Annotated in this window: 27 protein-coding genes; 12 read left to right on the forward strand and 15 right to left on the reverse strand. The window is 39.9% G+C overall.

The features are described from left to right. The first annotated feature begins 3 nt into the window (after positions 1 to 3). Both ACL9RF_RS16380 and ACL9RF_RS16385 read left to right on the forward strand, forming a co-directional pair. A complete protein-coding gene (locus ACL9RF_RS16380; protein WP_422801717.1) occupies positions 4 to 1,383 on the forward strand; it encodes an ABC transporter permease in 1,380 nt (459 codons plus the stop codon). Beyond that, positions 1,384 to 1,863: a hypothetical protein gene (locus tag ACL9RF_RS16385; protein ID WP_422801718.1), complete on the forward strand. Its 480-nt coding sequence runs from the start codon at positions 1,384 to 1,386 to the stop codon at positions 1,861 to 1,863. On the opposite strand, the gene ACL9RF_RS16390 is transcribed toward ACL9RF_RS16385, so the two are convergent. The 9 genes from ACL9RF_RS16390 to ACL9RF_RS16430 form a co-directional block, all read right to left on the reverse strand. Further along, complete coding sequence (locus tag ACL9RF_RS16390) at positions 1,860 to 2,579, reverse strand: 16S rRNA (uracil(1498)-N(3))-methyltransferase (RefSeq protein WP_422801719.1); 720 nt, start codon at positions 2,577 to 2,579, stop codon at positions 1,860 to 1,862. The genes ACL9RF_RS16385 and ACL9RF_RS16390 overlap by 4 nt on opposite strands. Beyond that, complete coding sequence (locus ACL9RF_RS16395) at positions 2,579 to 3,892, reverse strand: hemolysin family protein (RefSeq protein WP_422801720.1); 1,314 nt, start codon at positions 3,890 to 3,892, stop codon at positions 2,579 to 2,581. The genes ACL9RF_RS16390 and ACL9RF_RS16395 overlap by 1 nt, the downstream gene beginning before the upstream one ends. 6 nt (positions 3,893 to 3,898) lie before the next feature. Then, a complete protein-coding gene (locus ACL9RF_RS16400; RefSeq protein WP_422801721.1) occupies positions 3,899 to 4,441 on the reverse strand; it encodes an inorganic diphosphatase in 543 nt (180 codons plus the stop codon). Between the two features lie 16 nt (positions 4,442 to 4,457). Then, a complete protein-coding gene (locus ACL9RF_RS16405) occupies positions 4,458 to 5,105 on the reverse strand; it encodes a DedA family protein (protein WP_422801722.1) in 648 nt (215 codons plus the stop codon). A gap of 36 nt (positions 5,106 to 5,141) precedes the next feature. Beyond that, a complete protein-coding gene (locus tag ACL9RF_RS16410; protein ID WP_422801723.1) occupies positions 5,142 to 5,555 on the reverse strand; it encodes an HIT family protein in 414 nt (137 codons plus the stop codon). Between the two features lie 428 nt (positions 5,556 to 5,983). Beyond that, positions 5,984 to 6,457 carry a transcription elongation factor GreA gene (gene greA / locus ACL9RF_RS16415; RefSeq protein WP_422801724.1) on the reverse strand — a complete coding sequence of 158 codons (474 nt, stop codon included), beginning with the start codon at positions 6,455 to 6,457 and terminating at the stop codon, positions 5,984 to 5,986. A 139-nt stretch (positions 6,458 to 6,596) separates the two neighbouring features. Then, positions 6,597 to 7,289, reverse strand: a complete 693-nt coding sequence (locus tag ACL9RF_RS16420; protein WP_422801725.1) for a response regulator transcription factor — start codon at positions 7,287 to 7,289, stop codon at positions 6,597 to 6,599. Between the two features lie 3 nt (positions 7,290 to 7,292). Continuing rightward, positions 7,293 to 8,969 carry a sensor histidine kinase gene (locus ACL9RF_RS16425; protein ID WP_422801726.1) on the reverse strand — a complete coding sequence of 559 codons (1,677 nt, stop codon included), beginning with the start codon at positions 8,967 to 8,969 and terminating at the stop codon, positions 7,293 to 7,295. Then, positions 8,969 to 10,855 carry a S9 family peptidase gene (locus ACL9RF_RS16430; protein ID WP_422801727.1) on the reverse strand — a complete coding sequence of 629 codons (1,887 nt, stop codon included), beginning with the start codon at positions 10,853 to 10,855 and terminating at the stop codon, positions 8,969 to 8,971. Before ACL9RF_RS16430 ends, ACL9RF_RS16425 begins: the two co-directional genes overlap by 1 nt. A 100-nt stretch (positions 10,856 to 10,955) precedes the next feature. Between ACL9RF_RS16430 and ACL9RF_RS16435 the strand changes: the two genes are divergently transcribed. Further along, a complete protein-coding gene (locus ACL9RF_RS16435) occupies positions 10,956 to 11,246 on the forward strand; it encodes a DUF4286 family protein (RefSeq protein WP_422801728.1) in 291 nt (96 codons plus the stop codon). Positions 11,247 to 11,349: 103 nt separating this feature from the next. On the opposite strand, the gene ACL9RF_RS16440 is transcribed toward ACL9RF_RS16435, so the two are convergent. From ACL9RF_RS16440 to ACL9RF_RS16460, 5 genes are all read right to left on the reverse strand, one after another. After that, a complete protein-coding gene (locus ACL9RF_RS16440) occupies positions 11,350 to 11,613 on the reverse strand; it encodes a hypothetical protein (protein WP_422801729.1) in 264 nt (87 codons plus the stop codon). Between the two features lie 39 nt (positions 11,614 to 11,652). Then, positions 11,653 to 12,372, reverse strand: a complete 720-nt coding sequence (locus tag ACL9RF_RS16445; protein WP_422801730.1) for an RluA family pseudouridine synthase — start codon at positions 12,370 to 12,372, stop codon at positions 11,653 to 11,655. Between the two features lie 123 nt (positions 12,373 to 12,495). Next, complete coding sequence (locus ACL9RF_RS16450; protein ID WP_422801731.1) at positions 12,496 to 13,473, reverse strand: MlaD family protein; 978 nt, start codon at positions 13,471 to 13,473, stop codon at positions 12,496 to 12,498. A gap of 49 nt (positions 13,474 to 13,522) precedes the next feature. Continuing rightward, a complete protein-coding gene (locus tag ACL9RF_RS16455) occupies positions 13,523 to 14,296 on the reverse strand; it encodes an ABC transporter ATP-binding protein (protein WP_422801732.1) in 774 nt (257 codons plus the stop codon). 6 nt (positions 14,297 to 14,302) lie between these two features. Beyond that, positions 14,303 to 15,064 (reverse strand): MlaE family ABC transporter permease, encoded by a 762-nt coding sequence (locus ACL9RF_RS16460; RefSeq protein ID WP_422801733.1) that lies wholly within the window; start codon positions 15,062 to 15,064, stop codon positions 14,303 to 14,305. Positions 15,065 to 15,483: 419 nt separating this feature from the next. Here ACL9RF_RS16460 and ACL9RF_RS16465 point away from each other — a divergent pair, with 419 nt between their 5' ends. The 5 genes from ACL9RF_RS16465 to ACL9RF_RS16485 all read left to right on the forward strand — a co-directional run bounded on the left by ACL9RF_RS16465 (position 15,484) and on the right by ACL9RF_RS16485 (position 20,574). Further along, positions 15,484 to 17,022 carry a DUF6600 domain-containing protein gene (locus ACL9RF_RS16465; RefSeq protein WP_422801734.1) on the forward strand — a complete coding sequence of 513 codons (1,539 nt, stop codon included), beginning with the start codon at positions 15,484 to 15,486 and terminating at the stop codon, positions 17,020 to 17,022. Between the two features lie 141 nt (positions 17,023 to 17,163). Beyond that, positions 17,164 to 18,342, forward strand: coding sequence for a nicotinate phosphoribosyltransferase (gene pncB / locus ACL9RF_RS16470; RefSeq protein WP_422801735.1), 1,179 nt, complete (start codon positions 17,164 to 17,166; stop codon positions 18,340 to 18,342). Further along, positions 18,335 to 19,042, forward strand: coding sequence for a class I SAM-dependent methyltransferase (locus ACL9RF_RS16475; RefSeq protein ID WP_422801736.1), 708 nt, complete (start codon positions 18,335 to 18,337; stop codon positions 19,040 to 19,042). Before pncB ends, ACL9RF_RS16475 begins: the two co-directional genes overlap by 8 nt. 70 nt (positions 19,043 to 19,112) lie before the next feature. Beyond that, complete coding sequence (locus ACL9RF_RS16480; RefSeq protein WP_422801737.1) at positions 19,113 to 19,976, forward strand: bifunctional transcriptional activator/DNA repair enzyme AdaA; 864 nt, start codon at positions 19,113 to 19,115, stop codon at positions 19,974 to 19,976. After that, entirely contained in the window at positions 19,963 to 20,574 is a 612-nt protein-coding gene (locus ACL9RF_RS16485) for an alpha-ketoglutarate-dependent dioxygenase AlkB family protein (protein WP_422801738.1), read from the forward strand. Before ACL9RF_RS16480 ends, ACL9RF_RS16485 begins: the two co-directional genes overlap by 14 nt. A gap of 40 nt (positions 20,575 to 20,614) precedes the next feature. Here the strand turns inward: ACL9RF_RS16485 and ACL9RF_RS16490 are convergent, their stop codons facing one another. After that, a complete protein-coding gene (locus tag ACL9RF_RS16490; RefSeq protein ID WP_422801739.1) occupies positions 20,615 to 21,619 on the reverse strand; it encodes a D-alanine--D-alanine ligase family protein in 1,005 nt (334 codons plus the stop codon). 419 nt (positions 21,620 to 22,038) lie between these two features. Between ACL9RF_RS16490 and ACL9RF_RS16495 the strand changes: the two genes are divergently transcribed. Genes ACL9RF_RS16495 through ACL9RF_RS16510 form a run of 4 tightly spaced genes read left to right on the forward strand, consistent with a single transcriptional unit; the run spans position 22,039 to position 25,235 of the window. Continuing rightward, the gene (locus ACL9RF_RS16495; RefSeq protein WP_422801740.1) at positions 22,039 to 22,791 is read left to right on the forward strand and encodes a PASTA domain-containing protein; all 753 of its coding nucleotides are present in this window, start codon (positions 22,039 to 22,041) and stop codon (positions 22,789 to 22,791) included. A gap of 8 nt (positions 22,792 to 22,799) precedes the next feature. Next, complete coding sequence (gene mltG / locus ACL9RF_RS16500) at positions 22,800 to 23,840, forward strand: endolytic transglycosylase MltG (RefSeq protein ID WP_422801741.1); 1,041 nt, start codon at positions 22,800 to 22,802, stop codon at positions 23,838 to 23,840. Between the two features lie 9 nt (positions 23,841 to 23,849). After that, complete coding sequence (locus tag ACL9RF_RS16505; protein WP_422801742.1) at positions 23,850 to 24,260, forward strand: acyl-CoA thioesterase; 411 nt, start codon at positions 23,850 to 23,852, stop codon at positions 24,258 to 24,260. Positions 24,261 to 24,263: 3 nt separating this feature from the next. After that, a complete protein-coding gene (locus tag ACL9RF_RS16510; RefSeq protein WP_422801743.1) occupies positions 24,264 to 25,235 on the forward strand; it encodes a YihY/virulence factor BrkB family protein in 972 nt (323 codons plus the stop codon). Positions 25,236 to 25,385: the final 150 nt, after the last annotated feature.

Here is a 25,385-nt window from a genome sequence, read left to right on the forward strand (position 1 = left end):
TCTATGCATATCTTTAAACTTGTTTGGAAAAATATTACACAGCAATGGGGTGCCACATTATTAAGTATTTTACTTACTGCTTTTGGTATTGCCATCCTGTTGGTCATTTATATCACGGGCGATACCTTCGAGAAACAGTTAGATAACAACAGTAAAAATATAGATTTGGTTGTTGGCGCGAAAGGAAGCCCGATGCAACTTATTCTGAGCAGCCTTTACCATGTGGATAACCCTACTGGGAACATCCCTTTGGCAGAGGCTATGAAAATTGCCGATAATCCTTTTGTACAATTGGCCGTACCTATTTCTGTAGGTGATAACTTTAAAGGCCATCGTATTATTGGTACAGACAGCACCTTCTTTACCTTGTATGCATTACAGCTTAACCAGGGTAGGGTATTTCAAAAATCCTTTGAAGTTGTCGTCGGTACTGAGGTAGCGCGAAAAAATAATCTTAAAATCGGGGATGAAATTCACAGTGCACATGGCTTATCTGCTGAAGCACATATACACGATGAGCACCCCTTTAAGGTGGTGGGCATTATAAAGCCATCCAACAGTGTTGTAGATAATTTAATCTTGTGTAACCTGGCTAGTGTTTGGGATATCCACGGCATTGCCCATGCTGAAACTGATCCAAATCATGGCCATAGCCCTAATCATGAGCATCATGACCATGACCATGACCATGAGCACAGCCATCCCGCAAAAGAAGAAGTAACAGCTAAAGCATCGCAATCTTCCGATCATATTGATGCTACGGAGGAGTTCGTATCGGAACGCCCAAACAGACAGGAAGAGCTGATAAAAAATATCGGACAGGAGATGCTTGCGGATCAAGGGGTTGAAATAACAGCTTTATTAATAAAATACAGTTCGCCAGCAGCGATTGGCACCTTACCACGCTTGGTAAATCAAAGTACACAAATGCAGGCTGCATCTCCGGCATTAGAGAGCTCTCGTATATTTTCACTGCTGGGTGTAGGCTTGGATTCTTTGGCAATATTAGCTTATGTTATTATGCTAATAGCGGCATTAAGCGTATTTATCAGTCTATATAATGCTTTGAAAGACCGTCAATACGACATGGCTATTATGCGTACTATGGGGGCATCCAAGGCTAAGCTTTTTACCTTGGTTATTTTGGAAGCTATAGCCATTACCTTGATCGGTAGTATAATAGGGTTATGCTTTGGCCATGCCATTTTGTATTACATCAGCTTACAGACAAGTCAGAGTGCCGACTTTATACAAGCGTTCAGCCTGTATCCAGATGAGTTGCTGCTTATTGTAGCCGCATTGGCATTAGGTAGTATCGCGGCATTAATACCGGCATTTAAAGCATACCATACAACAATATCTAAAATATTAGCATCCAAATAAATGAAGAACTTAATTTTACTGTTATCCCTAACCTTTACGGCTATTACTTCCTACGGACAGATAAATAATTATCCGAACCTTAAAGTTCCGGACCATACACCTATGATGAATCAGACCTGGGAAACCATCGATAAGATGATGTATAAGGTAAGCACCCAAGGTAATAAAAAGGTGTATACTCCACACTATCCTCCAGAGCTTAAAAAGCTTGAAAATAAAGTAGTAGAACTTCCCGGGTATATTGTACCCTTGACCAGTGGCCGTACACACAGCACATTTATGCTGTCGGTATTACCAGTTACACAATGTCAATTCTGTGGATCAAACGGTATACCTCCTATGGTGGAAATTTTCATGAAAAAGGGCGCCATAAAATATACGGAGGAACCGATTAAAATAAAAGGTAAAATGAAATTTAATCCGGAGCCCTTAAAAGGTAATGCAGAAATTCAAATTATTGAAGCTGAATTAATACCTTAACGATTTAATAAAGATATCTCCAGAACAGCTGCTAATGCGGCTGTTTCTGTTCTTAGCCGGGCATTGCCTAAAGATAAAGGTATAAAACCTGCCGCCAAAGCATCCTTAATCTCCTTCTCCGCAAAATCCCCCTCCGGACCGATTAACAGTAAATATTTTCCTGCCGGTTGAAAAGCATTGGAAATATAGTTCTTTTCGGCATCTACACAGTGTGCAATACCTTTCTGTACGGTAGAGGCTTGGGCTTCGGCAGAAGCCATAAATTTGGCAAAGGTAATAGCGGGATTTATCTTCGGTAAATACGCCTTTAAGGATTGTTTCATGGCCGCTATGGCTACTTTTTCCAAACGCTCAACCTTCACCTCCTTACGTTCTGAATGCTCACAGATGAGGGGTGTAAACTCTTGCATGCCAATTTCCGTAGCTTTCTCCAGAAACCACTCTATACGATCGATATTCTTTGTCGGTGCTACCAGCATATGCAACTCCGCAGAAGCCTTACCAAAATCGGTCTGCACATGCAATACCTTTAAACTGGTGCGCTTGGGATGCGCATCCAGAATTTCGGTTTTATACAACCCACCACGACCATCAACAAGGTGAATCGTATCACCAACCTGCAGACGCAATACGCGGATAGCATGTTTACTCTCCTCTTCACTTAATAAAAAAGCAGTATGCTGCGGTTCAATATGGGGTGTATAAAATAACTGCATTAATCCTCTTGGTTATCATCTGGTGTTTCCACCAAATCCAACTTTACAAATTCAATATTCTGTTGTGTTTTTTTCATAATGGTAAACACATAACCAAAAGCTTCTGTAGACTCGCCCACGTCGGGGATCTTCTCGAAAACATGGCTTACAAGGCCTGCTACGGTATCGTAATCCGAGCTCTCAGGAAGCTCCAATGGCAGATGGCCGTTACTATCATGAACAGATGCACCTGCGTCGACCATATATTCCGTTTCGGAGATACGCTCTACAACTGGTGTTTCCTCATCGTACTCATCTTGGATCTCGCCAACAAGCTCCTCCACAATATCTTCTAAGGTTACCATACCTGCCGTACCACCAAATTCGTCCAATACAAAGGCAATCTGAATACGCTTCTGTTGAAACTCGGTCATCAAATCATTGATTTTCTTGGTTTCTGGAATAAAATAAGGCTTACGCATAATATTTTTAAGGACCACATCCTTACCCTTTACTACTAAAGGGAGAATATCCTTGGTATGTACAATACCGATAATCTGGTCAATATTATCCTCGTAAATAGGAATTCGTGAATAGCCTTCTTCCGTAACAGTACGTATAAACTCTTCCACACTATCGTCTACTTCAACAGCAACAATTTTTGTCCGCGGTACCATAATATTTTTGACGATACGCTCATTGAAGTCGAAGACATTTTTTATAAGCTCATGCTCACTGGTATTTAAGGCCCCCGTTTCCTTACCTTTTTCTAAAAGATACTGCAATTCTTCAGAGGAATGCGAAGCCTCACTAGGGTGCGGTTTTATGCCAATTAACTTCAATAATAAATTAGCTAAGCCGTTTAACACCCAAATAAAAGGAATAAAGACATAATAAAAAATACGCAACGGTATAGCAATACGCATGGTTGTAGCAACCGGCTTCTGTATAGCAATAGATTTTGGGGCTAATTCACCCAATACCACGTGCATAATGGTGATGGCACTAAAGGCTAAAACATGACCTCCGGTACGCGCAATGGAAGTGGTAGCGTCGATACCCAGAAAGTTAAAAAGATTCGCTACAATGTTGGTCATTACAGCTTCGCCCACCCAGCCTAAAGCTAAGGATGCTAAAGTAATACCTAGCTGTGTTGCAGCTAGGTATCCATCTAAATGTTCGGTAATATTTTTTGCTATTTTAGCAGCATTACTGCCAGATTTCGCTTGTAGCTCAATCTGCGAGGCCCTAACCTTGACGATAGCAAACTCAGCCGCAACAAAAAAACCATTTGCAGCCACTAAAAATATGGTCCAAAAAATATCAAGTCCCATTTAGATTTACTTATTTCTAATTTCTTTGTTGTACAATTCAATGCTCTCCATGATAATATTTTGAGCATATTCACGACCGTAAAGATTTTCTATAGTTACGTTTTTTCCCTCTAGGGCTTTGTAATCTTGGAAGAAACGAACAATCTCTTTCATGGTGTGTGGAGGTAATTCCGACAAATCATTGATGTAATTTACAGACATATCGTTGTTGGCCACAGCAATAATTTTATCGTCTTGCTCACCGCCATCGATCATGTGCATCACACCGATAACTTTAGCTTCAATAAGGCTCATAGGGTAAACATCTACCGAACAAATAACCAAGATATCTAATGGATCTTTATCATCGCAGTAGGTTTGTGGAATAAAACCATAGTTCGCAGGATACATAACCGAAGAAAACAATACACGGTCTAACTTAATTAAACCACTGTCTTTGTCAATTTCATATTTTGCTTTAGATCCTTTAGGAATTTCTATAATAGCATTTACCGAATTTGGCATGTCTTCTCCAGGAGACACCTGATGCCAAGGATGTTGTGTACTCATTAATATTATATACTGTTTATTTTGTTTCTTGTTTTTTACGATTTTTAAGGCCGCGTTTTATTAGAGCAATAAGGATTGGTAAGAATGCAATCACAATCATACCTACAATAATATACTCTACATAGTTAATAATTCCTGGGAATACCTCGCCTAAATAATACCCCGAGAGCGTTAATACGGTTACCCAAACTACAGCTCCTAAGACATTATAAAGAACAAATTTCTTAAAATCTAACTTTACAACACCAGCAAAGATAGGCGCAAAGGTACGAATAATCGGAACAAAACGCCCTATAATTAGCGCTGTGCCACCATATTTTTGGTAAAACTCTTCGGCCATGACCACATATTTGCGTTTGAAAATTAGGGAATCCTTACGCTTAAACAACATCGGACCGGCTCGATAACCAAAGTAATAACCGGCAAAGTTACCCAAAACACCAGCCCCTAGTATACCAAAATACATGGTTACGATATCTACATCAATTTTATTAAGGGCACAAAATAAGCCCGCTAAAAATAGGAGATAATCTCCAGGCAAGAAGAACCCAAAAAATAAACCTGTTTCAGCAAATACAATCAAACAAACAATATAGAACCCACCATGGCTTAACAGATACTCAGGATCCAACAATTGTTGAAATGACATTAAATATTCTTGCATATAGTATAATTAAAAGATCTAGACTACAAATAACAGTTATTCGGCATTAGCAACAGAAACTATAGCCTTACGGATATCTTCCGCTATCTGTGTCAACTCTTCCGCTGGTAAGGATAATTTAGGTCGTTCAAAATTCATATCACTTACCTGGTTCAAAGGAACGAGATGTATATGTGCATGCGCAACCTCTAGCCCTACCACAGCAATTCCAACTTTGCGGCATGGAAAAACTGCTTTAATTCCTTGTGCCACAATTTTTGCAAAAATCCACATCCCCATATACTCATCATCAGCGATATCAAAAATATAGTCGGTTTCTTTTTTAGGGATAACCAATACATGCCCTGGAGCTAAGGGGCTGATATCTAAAAATGCTAAAAAGTCGTTACTCTCTGCGACTTTATAGGCTGGTATTTCTCCAGAAATAATCTTCGAAAATATAGTGGACATAATGTCTTCAAATTTTGATTACCAACAAAGATACTAAATACTACCGAAGTATTGTATACGCTCTTAAGAGTAGTTTAAGGCCGTAAAAATAAAAAAATTAAGACAGTTTACGACGACCCTTACAGCCTGCAACAATTGAAAAACAAGCATTTACAGCGGCAGTATATTAAAAAAACGTCTTTATATAGGCATATTTGTATCATATTGCATGCCAAAGTAGGCGCGATATTAACCTTAAAATAACATTAAAATGAAATAACACAACGGTATACAGATGCCGTTCTGCTTAAAATTCTGCGGCAACAGCAAAAAAAAATGAGTATCAAATTTGGAGTGCATAGCTATACCCTGCGCTCCCAATTTGATACTCATCTAAAAAATAAAAAGTTACAAGCGGTTATGGCATACCGCTCATAACCTTCTGGAAATTACCTTGATATTTCTAAAACTTCAAATTCAATTTCTCCCGCTGGCACGGTAACCTTGGCAATATCACCTACAGATTTACCTAACAATCCTTGTGCAATAGGTGATTTTACAGAAATTTTACCTGCTTTCAAGTCCGCTTCTGTTTCAGAAACTAATTGGTAGGTCATTTCAGCACCATTTTTACGATTTTTAATTCGCACAATCGATAAAGCTAACACCTTAGACAAATCTAATTTCGACTCATCAATTAAACGTGCACTAGCCATAACTTCCTCCAGCTTTGCAATCTTTGCCTCATGCAATCCCTGCGCTTCTTTAGCAGCATCGTATTCTGCATTTTCAGACAAGTCACCTTTATCACGAGCCTCAGCAATTGCATTTGCAATTTTTAATCTTCCTTCTGTTTTTAGGTATTGCAATTCTTCTTTAAGTTTTGCTAACCCTTCTTCCGTATAATAAGTTACCTCTGCCATAATGATTCTCTTAACTTAAATATTTAACATTAAATTTTTGACAAAAAAAGAAACAAGACCACCCTCTAGCTATAGAGGATGGTCTTGCTCTTTCTGACGAAGATAAATGAAATAAACTAAACAAACAAATTTATTGTCTTTATTCCTCGTCGACAAACTTGTACCCTAAACCCCGTACGGTTTGCAGGTACGTAGGCTTATCTGGGTTATTTTCAATCTTCTTACGTAGACGCACCACATGCATATCGAGGGTACGTGTATTTACATTAGAGCTGTAGCCCCATACCACTTCCATTAGTTCTTCGCGGGTAATCTCTTTACCCATATTCTGCAGAAAATGCAGGAGTATACGGTTTTCTAAAATTGTCAATTCAATTTTCTTGCCATCCCGAACTAAAGAGTGAATTTGTGGGTGATGTTCTGTAGTGCCAAAGACATGCACATCCTTACTGCCCTTAGGCACAAAAAAACGAACCTTATTTTCCAGCATCGCAACCAATACATCCATATTAAAAGGCTTGGTTATATAGTCGGTAACACCATAACTATAGGCATCGATTTTATCGACATCCTGCGATTTGGCCGTCATCATGATAATGATATTCTCGAACCCCTGCCTGCGCAGGTTCTCACAGACCTCAATACCTTCCCTCCCGGGCAGCATCCAATCGAGCAGCACAATATCGGGCTGTTCATCCAGGATAAGCTTCTCAGCATCCACCCCATTTCCACTTTGTATAACTTTATAGTTTTCTGTCTGTAAGCGATGGCCCACTAAAAAACGTAGGTTTTCATCGTCTTCAACAACTGCAACTTTTATCTCTCTATCCATAATTTAATTTTTTTTAATATCTACAGGAAACATCAATGTAAATAGGGTTCCGACATTTATTTGACTTTCAACTTTAATATCCCCCCCCATAAATTCTGTTATTTCCTTGCAAAAAGCCAATCCTAACCCTATACTACCTTGTTGATTAAATTGATTTTTCACGCGATAAAATTTCTTAAAAATACTACTAAATTCTTTTTTGTCTATACCAATACCTTGATCTTTAAATAATATAACAAAATATTTTTTATTCTGTTGGACCCGAATAGTCAGAACCTTACGGTCTGCAGGCGAATATTTATATGCATTGTCTATTAAATTTTGAAACACACTATTTAATAATACCGGATCTGCAAATAACTTCTTTTGGACAGCAATAGTATACTCAAGTTTAAGATCAGGGTATTTTATTTTTGTAGCCTCAATACTATGCCGGCAAAATTCATCCAAGTCAATAAATTCACCATTAAATTTAATGGCTTTATTTTCTATCTGCGCAAAAGATAGCAGTTTATTCATAAGGCCATTTAACTTATCGGCCTCCTGATCGAGGATACGCCCATACATATGCCGCTCCTCATCGGATATCTTTTCGGCACTTTTTATATTGTTGCCCGCAATTTTAATAACGCTTACCGGGGTTTTAAATTCATGGGTCAGGTTATTTATAAAATCATATTGTAAACGGTACAACCGATTATTTATAGATACATTCCGGAATACCAAATACCCGATAAGTAATAAGATAATATAAATTAAAGAAAGGGCAATCATAACGGGGAAAAACCGTTTGTTGATATCTTTCCTGATATACTCCATGGACGTATCAAATTGCAGCTTATAATCTGATAAAGCACCTGGCAGGGGCAACTCGGTACTCAAATAAGAGGTAGCATTTTCACCAACATACTGATCCACGATGGGTTTTATCGTAATATCCTCATATAAATTGGGGTATTTATTTTGAATAAATATTTTACGTGGTTCAATAGCAAAGACAAACATATCCTGTTCAAAACTTGTCTCCGGCAGGCTGCGATGCTGCATCATCATCTTATAGGTCATAATATCCGCCATCCGTGGGATATTAAGGTAAGAAATCTTGCCCGGTTGAAGGGTGTAAAAGACCTTATAGATATCATTATCCGAAAGCTTGGTAGAGTCAGAAACCCGATCCACAAACCCCACCAATTTCAATATCATATTATTAAACTCATCGGCATAGTTTTTATAGCCCTCAACCAACTCACGCACAGCAATAAGTTTATTTTCAGTAGAAAGCTTATAGGAATAAATTGCGCGCGACACAATACCGAGGTTGTTAAAGCGAACACCTTTACCTAAGGAGTCGTGGTTACTAATTTCAATATCAAAAAAGTTAACCTTATCCACAAATGGGTATTTACGCAACACCGAACTGGCATACTCTGATGCTTGGGTCGAATCTATATAGCCTTGGTAATAGGATATTTCCGGAATCTTTTCGTTAAAGAACTCGTTGAATGGGCGGATAGACTCTTCAAAAACTTCAACTTTTCTATTATTAAATTCGGTCTGCACAAAATTGACGGTCATATTTCGAGCCAAAAAAGCAGACGTAACAAACAGCAACGTTACCATTACTAAAAAGGTAATCAGTAACCAAAGATTCTTCCGAAAGCGCCAATCAAACTTTTCCATTATCGTAATTGCTCGCTTAAAAACCGCTCTATCTGCTGATAGTAGCCTACAATATTTTCATCGTTTTTAAACCTACGTCCTTCATCTTCTTTAAAGACGTACTGTACCTTAACATTATTATTTTTAATTTTCTGCACAAACTGATTGACATCGTTAAGGCTATTATACTTATCTCTGCCCCCCTGAAACATTAAAATAGGCATGCTTACCTTTTCTGCATGGAATAATGGAGAGATGGCTTTAAACAGCTCATACTCCTTCATGGGGTTTCCAATAATTTTATAATACAGCTGGTTATACGTTTGGTAATACGATGGTATCTCCTTAAAATACGTAAATAGGTTCGTGTAGCCGGATGCCGAAATGGCGCATTTATACAATGTAGGGTTAAAGCAGGCTGCGTACAGTGCCGAATAGCCGCCAAAACCGGTACCCATTATAGCGATGCGTTTTTTATCGGCAATACCCTCGTGAATCAGCCAAGCCACGCCATCGTTTATATCGTTTTGAATCTCTCCACCCCACTGTTTAAAACCTGCGATATAAAAAGACTTGCCGAAACCTACAGATCCCCGGTAGTTAACCTGAAAAACAGCATATCCCCGGTTCGCCAAAAACTGCACCTCATTATTAAACCCCCACTGATCGCGCCGGTTTGGACCGTCATGCACCAGAACAACAACCGGGTAAGAACGTTGCTTTTTTAAGGGTAGCGTAAGATAGCCGTTGATGATACGCCCATCCCTGGAATTGAAGGATATCTCCTTCATTGGTGCCAAAACCTTGCCCTCTAAGGCTGGGTTTGCCTTTGACAACTCCGTAAAGCTGTTCTTCAAGGTCGAAAAATAATAAATACCCCCAGGCTCAATATCGGTATATACACGAAAAACTACGGTTTGGAAAGCACTGTCTACATCCAGCATATCTATACTGTAATTCGGAAAACGCTGCATTATTTTCTTATATATCATTTTCAATTCCGAATTGAAAATGATATTTTCTTTTTTATTATCAACCGCTGCGCTATAAATCAACTCCTGCCTACTAAACAAATACCCTTCCCGACTTAAATCCGCAGTTTTACTTTCAGCAACAACATCTTCAACACCAGACACAAGATCTAAGGATACAATAGACAACTTATCGCGCCCAATATTGGATAGGGCAAAAACCTTATTCGGTGCTTCGCGCACCGGACCTAGTGGCCATATGGTCGACGCGTAATCCGTTTGTATTGCCGCGTGGTATGCCTCTCCTTCCTGCGCACGATACCAAATTTTTTCTTCTACACTATCGTTAGACAATGCCATGCGCACCTTACCGTCTGCAGAGGCAAACCAAAAGTTAAAGTTCCCCGGATTTTTCTCCAGCAATCGAGGACCAGAGCCGTCCAAAGGAATACGGTATAGATCAAATACGGCCGAATCCATGGTATTCATCTGTGCTAAAAGGGTGCCGTTAAAAGCTTGAACCGGATTAACCCACCGCAGGCTATGCTTGGCAATGGGCAATAACAAGTGCTTGCCTTCCTTGTGAATATCTATGCTGTACAGGCGTATGCTATCTTCGTTGGACTGACTGTTGGAGTAAACAATTGTATCTGCTGAGGCCCAAAAAAAATACTGCACATTCATATTATTTTGGTAGGTCAGTTGTTTGGAAGAATCAGGCTGTTCAATATTTAAAATAAAGATATTACGGCAATGGTCTTCTAAGCCTATGTAAGCTATTCTTTTACCATCTGGTGATATTTTAAAGCTAGAGCGATCGGACTTACCAATAAAGTCCTGAACTGGAATAATAGGGACAGACACCTGCCTACTGCAGCCTATCATGCTGCATAGCAAAACAAGTATTACATAATATTTAATTTTGAAAAATCTCATACTGAAGCCATCCTAACCCAAAGATTAATATTTTATCACAATAAAACCATATTGCAACCTTATTTTTACAGCTCTAAAATACAATACGTACCTTTGCGGTATGTTTTTATATAATATATCCATAATTGTAGAAGAAGGTCAGCATTCCACATTAAAAAATTGGTTACAAAACGAGTGGATTCCTAGTCTCCCTCAAGAAACTAAGTTCTTAAAAATGCTTAACTCCCCACATGAGGGGCATACGTATTGTATTCAGATGCTCCTTTCCGATATAGCGGAAATTAGCGACATCCAAAACAATAACCTTCATGAGGTTCAAGCACATATTACTCAAAACTACCCCGAGAAAGCTTTTATTTTTGATAGTGTAATGGAGTATTTACTGGACTAAGGGAAACCGCATTATAGCGCAAGCCTGTGTCCTTGGATAGGAATTTTCCACGACATAGGGCTTGCAGTGATGCGCTTGCAACTGCTTTCTTTTTCCTTTAATTTTAAAGGAAAGGCGCTGGTTTCTCGGCGTTCGTACGGTACTTCTTGTACCAAAGGATAACGACCCCTCCCCCCACTACAAAGGGTACGCCTAATAGAAATAATATGCCGTTGTTTAAACCTTTTCCTTGTGTATTTCCATGCTGGGTACTATTCTCCGCATTTAAGGAACACATTGCACATTGTGCCGTAGCTTCCGATACCGCAGCAGTACTTAAAATTGCTACTAGGCTAAACAAACTTATAAAATGTAAAATAGCTTTCATATTACCAAAGATAAACAATTATTATAAAAACAAATAGGATTACTTTCTGTCTAATAACACATTAAACTTTTCCCAAAACCCATCTTTGGGTAGCGGCGCCTCAACAACCATAGGTTCTTCTTTTGTCGGATGGGTAAAAGACAAGGAACGGGAATGTAAGCAAATGGTGCGTAAGGTAGATCCTCGTGGATAACCATATTTATTATCGCCTACAATTGGGCACCCCATAAATGATAATTGACTACGTATTTGATGCGTCCTTCCCGTAAGTGGCATTACTTTTAGCAGGTAAAAGCCATCTAATTGACCGATAACCTCATAATCTAATTCGGCATAGGTACCATTTTTTACTTCTCTATCATAAGCTTTGGTTACCATTTTTTTACGGTCGCGCAATAACCAATTACAGAGCTTACCGCTTTGTACTGGCGGGCGCTCGCGTACTACCGCAAGATAGGTCTTCTTAACCTTACGATCGTGAAATTGCTTGTTTAAACGGTCTAAGGCCTTGGAAGTCTTAGCCATCAGAATCATACCACTAACCGGCCGGTCTAACCGATGTATAACGCCTACAAAAGCGGCATTGGGTTTATTGTATTTTTCTTTTAAAAAAATAGCAACCATCTCCTCCAGCGAGGTATCGCCCGAGTTATCCACCTGCACAATATCGCCACCACGTTTGTTTATTGCTAGAAGATGGTTATCCTCAAAAAGAATATCCTTCTCTGTAATTGTTCCCATTTTTTGTTTCTGTGCCATAAATCCATCCCCTTACATCAGGGCTTTCCACTACATAGCGCAAGCTTCCTACCTATATCGTTACGATACGATATTAAATAAAAGCTTGCGCTACCTTATAAATAACTACAGTAGGTGCAATCCCTACTGCTGCTCCACACTTTCTTTTGCTTTTTTCTTAAAGTACCCTTTCAACAGAAAATTGCTTTGTAAAGCCTTCATATTCTCATCCAACTTCTCGGTACTCGTATTTAAGTTCTTCAAAATCTGCTTTATTTCCTGCGCCGCTTCGGGATCATTGGTTAAAACGCCAAGTGCATTATTTTTATCGTTTAATCGATTGGAGGTTTTATTTAAATTCTCCATCAATGCACTAGCCGTCTGCGTAACGCCTTGCAACTGTGCCGCCGACTCGCGTAAGCTTGCGAAGACTTCTGTATCTGTTGATAGATCATGAATCAACCCCTTATCCGCATTAAGCTTCTGCGTGAGCGCTACCAGATTATTCACCGCTTTATCGGCATTGGTCATCACCTTGTTTAATGAGGTTACTGATGTTTTTAGGTTGTTAGCAATAGCGTCATCGTTTAATAAGGCGCCAACTGTACCACGACCATCTACCATCTGCTGCGACAGCTTGGCAAAATTTTCGGTGATAACCGTTAAATTAGCACCATTTTCCTGCAACAGCCCTAACATCTGATCCATACCACTACTGCGCCCTGATTTGATGACATCGCCATCCTCAATCTGTGGCGATTGTGCGGTACCTCCCATTAAGGAAATAATGGAATTACCGATCAACCCGTCAGACCCTAAGGTTGCAACTACATTCTTGCGGATAAACATACTGGATTTCTCTTCTATGCTTAAAACGACCTTTACGCTTTCCACATTTTCAAAGGCGATCTCCTTAATAATACCCACCTTAACCCCTGAAAACCAAACGTTATTGCCGACCTTCAATCCTTTCACATCATGAAAGTATGTGTGTATCTTTAAACTCTTGCTAAACTTATTTTGTTGCGTACCTAAAACCAGGATACCGGTCACCAAAATAACCAATCCTATTAGTACAAAAAGCCCTACAATTAAAGATCTTTTATTCTCTGCTTTATTCATCCTTGTATATACTTTGTATAATTCTTATCTATTTCCTAAGAACCTATTATTAAACTATAAAATTGTAATCATAAAAAGGTTTAACGCGCATATCATCGGTAGCAAAAATTTCGTCAAAAGTACCTTGACGCTCAAATTTACCGTCCAATAACATAACCATTCTATCCCCGACCATTTTAGCACAGGCTAAATCATGGGTAATAATAATAGAAGACGTTTTATAACGCTCCTGAACTTCATTAATCAAGCCGTTGATATCCAGACATGTTATCGGATCAAGACCTGCTGTAGGTTCGTCGTAGAGCATGATATCTGGGCGTAAGATTAACGTGCGTGCAATACCAATACGCTTACGCTGCCCTCCAGACAATTCGGACGGCATTTGATTAATGGCCTGCATTAAACCAACCCCCTCCAGTACATCTTCCACCTCCTTATTAATTTCTGCTCGGGTCAGGTTTCTTTTATTCCGCACCAACGGAAACTCCAGATTCTCCCGTACTGTCATGCTATCATACAACGCCGAATTCTGAAAGGAGAAACCAATACGCAAACGAAGCTTTTGTAATTCCTTTTCCGACAACTCATTAACCACCTCACCCAATACATTTACAGTACCTAAATCGGGTAGTAAAAGGCCTGATATCAACTTGATAAGCACCGATTTACCTGTACCAGACCGGCCTAAAACAACAAGGTTTTCACCGTTATAGAGTTTCAAATCTACATCACGTAAAACATGTAAATCCCCAAACGATTTACTAACATTGTCAACGTGGATAACAACATCCTGGTAATTTATATGCGATTGTTTCTTCTCCATAAGGTATTAATAGGATAATAAGGATAAAACCTGCACGATCAATAACTCTTCAATAAAAACTATAAACATCGACGCAACAACAGCCGAGTTGGCTGCTTTACCAACACCTTCTGTGCCCTTTGAAGAATAGTATCCTACATAACAACTTGTAAAACCAATCGTAAAGCCGAATACTACAGCACGTAATGCCATAGCAAAAACATCTACTAACTTAATCTTATCAAATACTTGCGTAAAAAAACTCAATAAACTTAAGTCGTCGACAGAAATAATGCTAAGATACCCACCAAATAAACCTATACCGGCCACATAAAAACACAGTATTGGAATCATAATGGTGGTCGCCAAGATACGACTGACAATCAGAAATTTAAACGGATTTGTACCCGACACTTCCATCGCATCAATCTGCTCGGTTACATTCATCGAACTTAATTCAGCACCGATTTGTGACCCTACCTTTCCGGAGGCAATCAATGCGGTTACCAATGGTGCCAAAGCTCTGACAATAGCAATAGATATCATTGCAGGTAACCATGATGTTGCACCAAACTCTTCCAGTGAAGGTCTCGACTGTTTTGTAAACACAAAGCCTACAATAAAACCTGTCAATGAAATTAAAGGGAAGGATTTCCACCCAATTTCATAGCCTTGACGGATTATTTCCTTCAACTCGAATGGTGGGTTTACGACTTCACGAAAAAAACGCATCATAAATCGATGCAATCTCGCAAACTCGAGGAGTAGATTATTGATTTTCCTTCCCATCTATTATCTTTAATTTGATATATTTTAACTTGAAATAAACAACTAAAAAGTGTGGCAAATGTACAAATTTTTAGCTTTCTACACTTGATTTAATTGTTCAATACCTATATTAATAGGTTTTCCAATCAAAAAGTTTTACAATTTTTACAATACTTCAACAAAAGGTATTTTAACTACAAAAAAAGATGCAACAGCGATTATGCCTTCCCCTTGAAATCTTTAAAATTTAATATAAAAACCCCTAAACAAAAAGCTTATACCTGCTAAGCTGGTATCCACGAAATGCGCAGTAACGCCGCTTTTATGTAGCCTTTTGCTGTAATATTCACAAAATGGTTTTACTCATTAAACCTTAGGCAAGTTTTTTGCGTCTCAACTAATAATTGCACAGAGTATTCACATCGATAAACTAGAAGAAGATGAAAGCCAAGATGACAACAATATTTGCCACAGCAGTGTTTGCTATTTTTAGCCTGTTAATTAGTATACCTAAAGACGTTTCTGCTCAGGGTTATGGTTCCGTATCTTTTGATGTATTTTACAACGAACTTTCTCCCTATGGCTATTGGGATGTAGACCCTAACTATGGTGATATATGGTTTCCAGATGTAGATCGCAACTTCCGCCCTTACAACACCAATGGTTATTGGACCATGACCAATTATGGTAATACTTGGGTTTCTAATTACCCTTGGGGTTGGGCTGCCTTTCATTATGGCCGCTGGGTACATACCTCTTATAGTGGTTGGGGATGGATTCCTGGCTACCAATGGGGCCCTGCATGGGTAGACTGGCGCTCTGGAAATGGATATTATGGCTGGGCACCGATGATGCCTGTTGGCCGTAATGGTATATCGGTAAGCATAGGTTTACCTATAAACTTGTGGGTATTTACCCCTTCTCGGTATATCTACTCGAATAAATTGTACCGTTATAGCAATTATGGCCGTACTAATATTTACAACAGGACAACGATAATTAACAATACCTATATTGTTAACAACAATACGTATTATGGAGGCCCATCGCGAAGAGATGTGGAGCGTACTATTGGACGTAGAGTTGACGTGCGCGATATCCAACAATCCGACAGGCCTGGTTCGGCGCGGTTAAGTGGCCGTTCTTTATCGATTTACAGACCTGAATTGGATAGCAGACGTATCGCTACATCAAGTAATGGTAGCTCTAGGGGAGGCACAGACGCTGCCTCTAATTTAAACAGAGCGCAAACAGCGTCAGGGTCGGCACGTACAAATGTGGGTAGCGATAGAAGGGATAACAACAACAACCGCCGCGAAATGTACATCGACAAAAATGGAAACGCTACGCTGCGTGAAGGTACTGCTTCGGGTAGTCGCCGCTCGGATCTGAACAGCCGCAACAGCAGCAGCATTACTGCAAATGAAAATGGTACCTCAGGTACAGGCTCTTCCCGGTCGAGTGAAAGATCGTCTAATGCCAATGCAGCGGATTCTTATGACTTCCGCACAAGAACCAGTGCCGGCAGCAGCAATAGAAACTCGGCAGACAATGGTAGTGCCCCTTCATCGACAGGCAGTAGACGTGGGGCCGCAACGCAGCAAACTCAGACAACACGGGAGTATAGTAACGGTACGAGTACGACTACTAATAACGGCAGTACGGCTGGTAGCAGCCGTAGGTCTACATCGAATGCACAACCCGATACGCAAAATCGGGCTACCCCAGACCGCCGTACCAATCAGAGTCCCGTAAGTAGTCAAGGGTCGTCCCGAGGTACGGCTGCAGACTACCCAAGTCGTAGCAACAGCGGAGTTAGCGCGAACCGTTCTTCAGGTGCTGAAGCAGGGCGTTCTTCGTCGGCTTCTGCTGATCGGGGCTCCGCCAGAAATAGTGGCGCAGAAACTTCCTCACAAAGGGGTTCAAGCTCAGGTTCTTCAGAGCAGTCGTCGGGAAGATCGGGCTCCAGCCGCAGATAAATGGGGTTATTTAAAATATACAATCAAGCGAGTGGGAATTTTTTCCTCTCGCTTTTTTTTGGGTATTTTTCTGTAATATTACATTTTTATTAAAAAACGATTATTAGTATTCAACTGCTGATCGACTATAGTTTAAAGGATATGGCAAGACTTATTTCCATCTTAGACAATGACTTCTACAAGTTTACCATGCAGAATGCGGTCATTCAATTATTCCCGAAGGTAAAGGCGAAATATCAGTTTATCAACCGTGGAAAACATAAATTCCCGGCAGGATTTGCAGAAATTCTTAGAGCAGCAATAGATAGTTTAGCAACGCTAGCCTTAACCAAAGAGGAGAAGTCTTTTTTTGCAGAAAATTGCCCTTATATCGATGCCCCCTATTTTGATTTCTTACAGGGCTATCGTTATGACCCTGATGAGGTAACTATTACACAAAATGGAGGCGACCTGTCGGTGAAAATTGAAGGTTACTGGTACCGCACAATATTATGGGAGGTGCCTATTATGTCGTTGATATGTGAGCTGTATTATGAGGTAACCGGACAAAAGAGGGTTTCTGATGAGGAGGTCGTACAGATTGTGGAAAGCAAAATGAATAAATACGACAAGCTGAAGATTACTATTGCTGATTTTGGCACACGCAGAAGACACTCTTTTGAGGTGCATGATTTGGTCATTAAAACCTTGTGCCAACACCCCTCAAAAACATTTATCGGTACCAGCAATGTTTTTTTAGCCATGCGCCATGCCACAAAAACCATTGGTACACATGCGCATGAATGGTTTATGTTTCATGCCGCGAAATATGGCTATAAAATGGCTAATCTTCTGGGATTAGAGCATTGGTCGGATGTATACCGTGGCGACTTGGGTATAGCGCTGTCGGATACCTATACTACCGAAGCTTTTTTTAAGCAATTCGACAAGAAGCTTACTAAGCTTTTTGACGGTGTTCGCCACGATAGTGGTGATGCCATTGAATTTGCGCAAAAAACGATACATCATTATGCCAGTAAAGGCATAAATCCTTTGTCGAAAACCATCGTTTTTTCGGATGGCTTAGATTATCAGAAGGTAGAAAAGATTTCTTCCTTTTGTAATGGAAAAATCGGTTATTCTTTTGGTATAGGCACTGATTTTACCAATGATGTAGGCCTGGAAAGAATGAATATCGTACTGAAGATGGTGGAAACACTACCTGAAGATGGCGAATGGACACCGGTAATAAAACTTTCCGACGAGCCGCTAAAACATACAGGCGACCCACAGGAGATAGAAATGGCAATAAGATACTTACAACTGGATGAACATGCATAGAGATATTTACGGCGAGGCACTGAACGAGTATAATGAGAATGGGAGTTTAAAGTTCCCCCTGCTGCTACATAGCAGCTATGGTGATATTGAGGAAATGCCTATTGATGTCTTTTTTCGCGATGAGCAGGATTTCCCTGAATTGGAGTTTATTGCTTTATCTTTATGCGATGGGCATGTGCTGGATGTCGGCGCAGGCGTAGGTTCGCATGCCTTATACTTGCAGGATAAGGGTTTTGTGGTTACTGCCTTAGAAATATCGGCTACGGCTTGTACGATTATGCAGGCTCGGGGTGTGCATCAGATTATCAATGACAATTTTTACACCCTCGCGGGTCAAAAGTTCGATACCCTCCTTTTTCTTATGAATGGTATTGGCTTGGCACAAACAGTGGATGGTTTTAAAGCGCTGCTTCAGCATGCCGAAACGTTATTGACAGCAGATGGACAGCTACTTTTCGACAGTTCGGACATATCTTACCTTTATGAGGAATATCGCATTCGCCGTCCTGATCATTACTTTGGTGAAATCGGCTATCAATATGAATACAATGGTCTAAAAGGCGCGCCTTTTAAATGGCTATACCTCGATCAACACAAACTGATACAAATTGCACATGAAGAAAATTGGGTGGTACAGATTTTATTTGAAGATGAGAACGATCAGTTTTTAGTGCGTATGGAAAAAAGAAAATCTTCTTAGGGCTTGGAGGTATTGATAGAATAGCAATTTTCGGATTGCATAGCCTTAAGATTTATAAGACCTTTGTGGTATGGAACTTCAGGATGATAAACATATAAATTACGACCGTATTGCAAAGGCTATTTCCTTTATACAAAGCAATTACAAACAGCAGCCTAGCCTGGATGAAATTGCTGAACATATACATATGAGCCCTTACCATTGTCAACGGTTGTTCAATGAATGGGCCGGAACAACACCTAAAAAGTTTTTGCAATTTATTAGTGTTGCACATGCCAAAAACTTGCTTAAAGCATCTAATACCTTAGCCGAGACGACTTTTAATGTCGGCCTTAGCAGCACCAGCAGGCTGCATGAGCTTTTTGTAAAACTTGAAGGCATGACCCCTGCCTCTTATAAAAACGGAGGGCAAAACTTAACGATTTCGTACAGCTTTGCTAGCACTTCATTTGGTCGTATTATTGTGGCTGCCACAGATATCGGTATTTGCCACCTCGCATTCTACGAAGATAAAGCCACTGCTATAGCTGTTATGCAAGCGCAGTTTCCCAACGCTACGTATATAGAACGGGAAACAACACAGCATACATTGGTTAGCGATTTTTTTGAATCCAAAAAACAGCTATCCTCTCCTATTAAGTTGCACGTTAAAGGAACCTCATTTCAGCTTAAGGTGTGGGAGGCATTACTAAAAATACCATTAGGTGCCTTAAATACCTATGGCGATGTGGCACGGTATATCGGTAAGGCCAATGCTGCGCGTGCTGTTGGAACGGCCATCGGTAGTAACCCCATTGCTTATTTAATACCCTGCCACCGTGTTATTCAAGCTTCGGGATTGTTTGGCGGTTATATGTGGGGGGGCCTACGTAAGACGGCTATTTTAGGTTGGGAAAATGCACATACATATCCGCATATACATGAAACTTTTTAACGATATAGACCCGGACAAAAATCTCCTTCCAGCAGATGGTGTGGTAAATTATTACGGCGTTATCCTGGAGGATACCAGCCGCATTTACCAAGCACTGCTTACAGATATCGACTGGAAAAATGATGAGGCCATTATTTTTGGCAAGCATATACGCACGCAACGTAAGGTTGCCTGGTATGGTGATACGGACTTTCACTACAGTTATTCTGGTATACAGAAAACAGCGCTGCCCTGGAATGAAACTTTATTGGAATTGAAAGATATCGTGGAGAAGATATCGAATGAAACCTTTAACTCCTGCCTGCTTAACTTATACCATAATGGCAGCGAAGGTATGGCCTGGCACAGTGATAGCGAAAGAGACCTTAAAAAAGATGGTGCCATTGCTTCCTTAACATTTGGTGCCGAGCGGAAATTTTCCTTCAAGCATAAAATCAACAAGGTTAAGGTTGACATCCGCCTAGAAAACGGATCTTTACTGCTGATGAAAGATGTAACCCAAACCTATTGGTTACATCGTTTGCCCCCCACAAAACAGCGCTTTGGCCCTAGAATAAACCTTACCTTCAGAACCATCACTAAACAAAAGGGAACCTAATAAAAGATTCCCTAGTCTATAGTTTTATATTACATTGCGTCTATTTTGCCAGTGCTGCCTGGATAATTTCGGCATAAAAATCGCCTGCCTCCATGCCAAATGCGCGCACCTGCTGTGGGATAAAGCTTTGTGCTGTCTGCCCTGGAATGGTATTAATTTCTATAAAATAAAAATTATCCGTCCCTTGCTCCAGAAAATAATCTATCCGTACCATACCGGAACAGTTTAAACGGATATAAATTTCTTTTAGTATACCTGCGCTACGCTCCTGCTGCGCTTCCGTTAAATCTGCAGGCGTAATTTCCTCGGTCAACCCGGCAACATACTTCGCTTCGAAGTCAAAAAACTCGCGCGTGGTACGTACCTCCGTGGCCGGAAGAACCACAAGATCACCCTTTGCATTTCGGAATATCCCTTGCGAAAACTCACGCCCTGTTACAAATTCTTCAACCAGTACTTGCTGCCCTGTATTCTCCGCATTGTAGGCCTTTTCTAAGGCTTCTTCTAGTTGGTCTAGGGCCTTTACCTTGGTCATACCAATACTGGATCCTCCGGCATTGGGTTTCACAAAATAGGGTAACGTCAGCTTTTCTTGCACCAAACGCGCAGCCTCTGCACGATGGCTTTCGAAGAGTAGTACAGACTTGGCGGTATGCATTTCAGGGATATCTGTTAATATGGCTTTGGTGTATCCTTTATTCATGGTTAAGGCAGACGTCAATGCATTACAGGAGCTATATGGCAAATTAACCAAATCAAAATAACTTTGTAACCTTCCGTCTTCTCCTGGTGTACCGTGTAAAATAATTAAGGCTACATCAAAAGTAACAACGATACCGTTTAGATCGATGGTAAAATTATTTTTGTTAATCCTGTACTGCGTGCCATCATCACCGACGTAAAACCAACCGTCAGTGGTTATATCGATGATATATACATCGAACTTCTCCTTATCTAATTTACTGTATACAAAAGCCGAACTTTTGTAAGATACTTCTGCTTCTCCGGTATATCCTCCGGTAATTAGCGCAACTTTAGTTTTCATTTTTATATACTTATGGGTGCCAACAATGGGCCTCAGAAGCCTGTTATTTGATTTTTTCGTGGAAAAAAAAATGCGTTAACCGGCTACCTTGTCCAAATATACTATTGTTTTAAATACATTTACAACAACAAATCGGCATTCCTTAATTTCGGGTTTCCAAAACTGTATATTCTATAGGTATTAACTCGGGCTTTCTTATATTTGCAGCGTCGTTTCTATCCCCTATAATAAATTAATTTTCATACATCGGGATAAAATTGGCGCACTTTATGCTTTTGTACTTTTAGGGTTTGTATTTAAAGAGCCGTCTGCACAGCGCAACTGCGCTTGGAGTGTATAAAAATTACAAATAGATAATTTATCTTTACAGGAAATTTAAATTTTAACAAACAATTCTATCGGCGAATAAATATTATTTCATGTCTAAACTACTTTTATATCTGCGAACGGATGTGTTCAGGAAAACTTTGATTTTCTTAATAGCAACCATTATCGCGTTATTTTTATTGATTTATTTTGGTCTTAAAATTTATACCAAGCATGGAGATGCTTTGGAGGTCCCTGTACTGAAGGGCTTAAGCATTGAAGAGGCTAAAAATACCCTGGCAAAAGCTGGTTTAGCGTATAAAATTGACTCTGTCTACCAGATGGATGCTAAACCTGGTTTGGTCATTGAGCAGGATCCAGAGGCGTCGGCACTGGTAAAAGGTGGGCGTACAATTTACCTTACTATTATTACACAGGTAGCACCCGAGGTTAGCTTCCCGCAGGTCGTTGAAAAGAACCTTATTGAAGCTTCTGCCATTCTCCGTAATCATTCGCTAAAGGTTGGCGATACCGTTTATGTAAATGATATTGCCCGCGATGTTGTGCTGGATGTAAAATTCGGCGGGCAATCGATAAAACCTGGACGTATGATATCTAAAGGCTCTACAATTACCTTGGTGTTGGGCAACGGTCGCGGTGCCAATGAGGTGGAGGTTCCTATTTTATTAAACTATACCTTGGTGGAAGCTAAATTTGCGCTTCGAGGTTTAGGGCTTACTTTGGGTTCCATTTCAGGTAATATTACCGATAGCCTTACGGCAAAGGTTATTGCCCAGTCGCCCGATTCTACAGCACGTTTAGTAAGCCTAGGGACACCGATAAACCTTACCTTATCCAATAATTAATTCTTACTATGGCAGCAAAAAAAACTTTCCCTAAGTGGTTAGGAATACTTATTATTATTGTCCTTTTGGGCGGTTCATTTATTGGTATTAAAGCTTACCAGGCATTTTTAGGCCCTTCTGTTACCGCCAACAAAACGTATTTTTTTGTGCATAGCGGAGATACCTATGCGGAGGTTTTACAACGCTTACGCGATGAAAAAATCGTCGAAAATCCGGAGGTTTTTGATTATGTCGCTAAAACGATGAAGTATCCACAGCGTGTAAATCCCGGGCGTTATAAATTATCTCCTGGCATGAGCAACCGCGCTTTTATAGGAAATTTACGCGGTGGCTTTCAGGAAGCCGTTAAGTTACGTTTTAGCAATATTCGTTTAAAAGAAAATTTAGCCGCAGTATTAGGGCAAAATTTTGAGGCTGATTCAACAAAATTTTCCGCCTTACTCAACGATAGCGCCTTAGCAGAACAGTATGGTTTTAACCTGGATAATTTCTTAGCCATGTTTATTCCGAATACCTATGAAATTTATTGGAATACGCCTGCAGAAAAAGTTATCGATAGGTTGTATACCGAATATAAATCCTTCTGGACAGCGAAGCGGTTAGAACAAGCTAAAGCGCAAAACCTGACACCTATTGAGGTTTCTACCTTAGCGTCTATCGTACGTGGGGAGGCGCTGCATACGGATGAAATGCCATTGATCGCGGAATTGTATTTGAATAGATTAAAAAAAGGGATGTTATTGCAGGCTGACCCGACCGTAATATTCGCTAATAATGATTTTACCATCCGTAGGGTTTTAAATAAACACCTTACCATTGATAATCCGTATAATACCTACCGCTATAAGGGGCTTCCGCCGGGACCTATCAATATGCCGCCCATCGCTGCGATCGATGCGGTATTGAACCCTGCGAGCCATGACTTTATTTATATGTGTGCTAAAGAAGATTTCTCGGGTTACCATGCCTTTGCGAAAACGGTGGAGGAGCATTTAATTAATGCTAGAAAATTCCAAAAAGCACTGGACGAAAGAAATATTAAGAAATAATAGGTTTATATGTTTGTACACGAACACAATACCCGCATAAGGTATGCCGAAACGGATCAAATGGGCTATGTTTATTATGGCAATTATGCGGCGTTTTATGAAATTGGAAGAACAGAAATGTTGAGGCATACGGGTATAACGTACAAGGAATTGGAAGAAATGGGCGTTATGCTCCCTGTAATGGAGCTTTATAGTAGATACATTAAACCTGCGACCTACGATACCTTAATCACAATAAGGACTACAATCCGTGAAAAACCTGGTATACGTATAAAATTTGAATATGAAATATTTGATGAGGCTGGAGCGTTGTTAAATACAGGTAATACACAATTGGTGTTTGTCGATCGAAAGAAAAATAAACCCTGCAAGCCGCCACAGATTTTTATGGATAAAATGAACCCTTATTTTAGTACCTAGCCTATGCATAAACTTCACAACAGTTTATTACTCCTTAAACCCTACGATAAGTTTATCGAATGGAGCAAAACTGCTGTGCTTCCTGGCTTTGGCAAACTTCCGCTGTATACGGTGGCTACTTTTTTTTTCCAGGAGATTAAAAGAGAGTCTATACTAAATAAAGCCTCCTCCCTAGCTTATAATTTTATGCTGGCAATTTTTCCGGGTATTATCTTCTTGTTTACGCTGATTCCTTACTTACCCATCACCAATTTCCAACAGGAATTAATGGATTTCTTGGCTATTGTAATCCCACATGATGCGTACTCGGCCATAGAGTCTACTTTGGATGATATTATACGTAAACAAAACGGTGGCTTGCTGTCCTTTGGTTTTTTGCTGTCCACATTTTTTGCCAGTAATGGCGTTGCCAACTTAACCATGGCGTTCAACAAGTTTTCCTTATCCAAGGAAAAAAGAAGCTGGATTCGCCGCCGCTTTACGGCGGTATGTTTATCTTTTGCCATTGTAATAGCGCTTTTTATAGGTATTGGGGTCTTTACGGGGGCTGGCATTATTATACGCTATTTAAAGGATCATATTGCTTATGATATCGCTTGGTTTTGGACTTTCACCATTAAAGCTGCGCGCTGGATTATTCTATTCGGCATTTACTTCTTTACGGTTAGCATTCTTTACAAATTTGCACCATCGAATTCTAAACGATGGAAATTTTTTAGCCCCGGAGCAACTTTAGCTACGCTATTGGCTATTCTTACGTTCTCGGGTTTTGTTTTTTATATCAATAATTTTAACGCCTACAATAAGCTTTACGGCTCTATCGGAACCATCATTGTTATGATGATCTGGATGTACCTGAATTCATTAATCCTCCTGATTGGCTTTGAATTAAATGCGAGCATTACACTGTCTAAACAGAGCATAAGAATCGTTAAACCAAAAGTTTACAACTCCTTCAAAAAGGAGGATGAATAGTTTTTATACGGCTTTAAATAATGCCTTAAACCGTATGTTATTACCTGCTGCCATCTGTATGCCTATGCAGCAGGGTTTATAGCAAATCGTTGCCTCGGATTTTTTTTCACATAAAATATTGTAAATAAAAGTTTTTCGTATCTTTGCACT

The sequence above is a fragment of the Sphingobacterium sp. Mn56C genome (assembly GCF_049319645.1).
Taxonomy (GTDB): Bacteria; Bacteroidota; Bacteroidia; order Sphingobacteriales; family Sphingobacteriaceae; genus Sphingobacterium.

Excerpts from the sequence above, each read along its gene's own strand:
- ACL9RF_RS16380 (WP_422801717.1), top strand. The coding sequence starts at position 4 with ATGCATATCTTTAAACTTGTTTGGAAAAATATTACACAGCAATGGGGT.
- ACL9RF_RS16385 (WP_422801718.1), top strand. The coding sequence starts at position 1,384 with ATGAAGAACTTAATTTTACTGTTATCCCTAACCTTTACGGCTATTACT.
- ACL9RF_RS16390 (WP_422801719.1), bottom strand. The coding sequence starts at position 2,579 with ATGCAGTTATTTTATACACCCCATATTGAACCGCAGCATACTGCTTTT.
- ACL9RF_RS16395 (WP_422801720.1), bottom strand. The coding sequence starts at position 3,892 with ATGGGACTTGATATTTTTTGGACCATATTTTTAGTGGCTGCAAATGGT.
- ACL9RF_RS16400 (WP_422801721.1), bottom strand. The coding sequence starts at position 4,441 with ATGAGTACACAACATCCTTGGCATCAGGTGTCTCCTGGAGAAGACATG.
- ACL9RF_RS16405 (WP_422801722.1), bottom strand. The coding sequence starts at position 5,105 with ATGCAAGAATATTTAATGTCATTTCAACAATTGTTGGATCCTGAGTAT.
- ACL9RF_RS16410 (WP_422801723.1), bottom strand. The coding sequence starts at position 5,555 with ATGTCCACTATATTTTCGAAGATTATTTCTGGAGAAATACCAGCCTAT.
- greA (WP_422801724.1), bottom strand. The coding sequence starts at position 6,457 with ATGGCAGAGGTAACTTATTATACGGAAGAAGGGTTAGCAAAACTTAAA.
- ACL9RF_RS16420 (WP_422801725.1), bottom strand. The coding sequence starts at position 7,289 with ATGGATAGAGAGATAAAAGTTGCAGTTGTTGAAGACGATGAAAACCTA.
- ACL9RF_RS16425 (WP_422801726.1), bottom strand. The coding sequence starts at position 8,969 with ATGGAAAAGTTTGATTGGCGCTTTCGGAAGAATCTTTGGTTACTGATT.
- ACL9RF_RS16430 (WP_422801727.1), bottom strand. The coding sequence starts at position 10,855 with ATGAGATTTTTCAAAATTAAATATTATGTAATACTTGTTTTGCTATGC.
- ACL9RF_RS16435 (WP_422801728.1), top strand. The coding sequence starts at position 10,956 with ATGTTTTTATATAATATATCCATAATTGTAGAAGAAGGTCAGCATTCC.
- ACL9RF_RS16440 (WP_422801729.1), bottom strand. The coding sequence starts at position 11,613 with ATGAAAGCTATTTTACATTTTATAAGTTTGTTTAGCCTAGTAGCAATT.
- ACL9RF_RS16445 (WP_422801730.1), bottom strand. The coding sequence starts at position 12,372 with ATGGCACAGAAACAAAAAATGGGAACAATTACAGAGAAGGATATTCTT.
- ACL9RF_RS16450 (WP_422801731.1), bottom strand. The coding sequence starts at position 13,473 with ATGAATAAAGCAGAGAATAAAAGATCTTTAATTGTAGGGCTTTTTGTA.
- ACL9RF_RS16455 (WP_422801732.1), bottom strand. The coding sequence starts at position 14,296 with ATGGAGAAGAAACAATCGCATATAAATTACCAGGATGTTGTTATCCAC.
- ACL9RF_RS16460 (WP_422801733.1), bottom strand. The coding sequence starts at position 15,064 with ATGGGAAGGAAAATCAATAATCTACTCCTCGAGTTTGCGAGATTGCAT.
- ACL9RF_RS16465 (WP_422801734.1), top strand. The coding sequence starts at position 15,484 with ATGAAAGCCAAGATGACAACAATATTTGCCACAGCAGTGTTTGCTATT.
- pncB (WP_422801735.1), top strand. The coding sequence starts at position 17,164 with ATGGCAAGACTTATTTCCATCTTAGACAATGACTTCTACAAGTTTACC.
- ACL9RF_RS16475 (WP_422801736.1), top strand. The coding sequence starts at position 18,335 with ATGCATAGAGATATTTACGGCGAGGCACTGAACGAGTATAATGAGAAT.
- ACL9RF_RS16480 (WP_422801737.1), top strand. The coding sequence starts at position 19,113 with ATGGAACTTCAGGATGATAAACATATAAATTACGACCGTATTGCAAAG.
- ACL9RF_RS16485 (WP_422801738.1), top strand. The coding sequence starts at position 19,963 with ATGAAACTTTTTAACGATATAGACCCGGACAAAAATCTCCTTCCAGCA.
- ACL9RF_RS16490 (WP_422801739.1), bottom strand. The coding sequence starts at position 21,619 with ATGAAAACTAAAGTTGCGCTAATTACCGGAGGATATACCGGAGAAGCA.
- ACL9RF_RS16495 (WP_422801740.1), top strand. The coding sequence starts at position 22,039 with ATGTCTAAACTACTTTTATATCTGCGAACGGATGTGTTCAGGAAAACT.
- mltG (WP_422801741.1), top strand. The coding sequence starts at position 22,800 with ATGGCAGCAAAAAAAACTTTCCCTAAGTGGTTAGGAATACTTATTATT.
- ACL9RF_RS16505 (WP_422801742.1), top strand. The coding sequence starts at position 23,850 with ATGTTTGTACACGAACACAATACCCGCATAAGGTATGCCGAAACGGAT.
- ACL9RF_RS16510 (WP_422801743.1), top strand. The coding sequence starts at position 24,264 with ATGCATAAACTTCACAACAGTTTATTACTCCTTAAACCCTACGATAAG.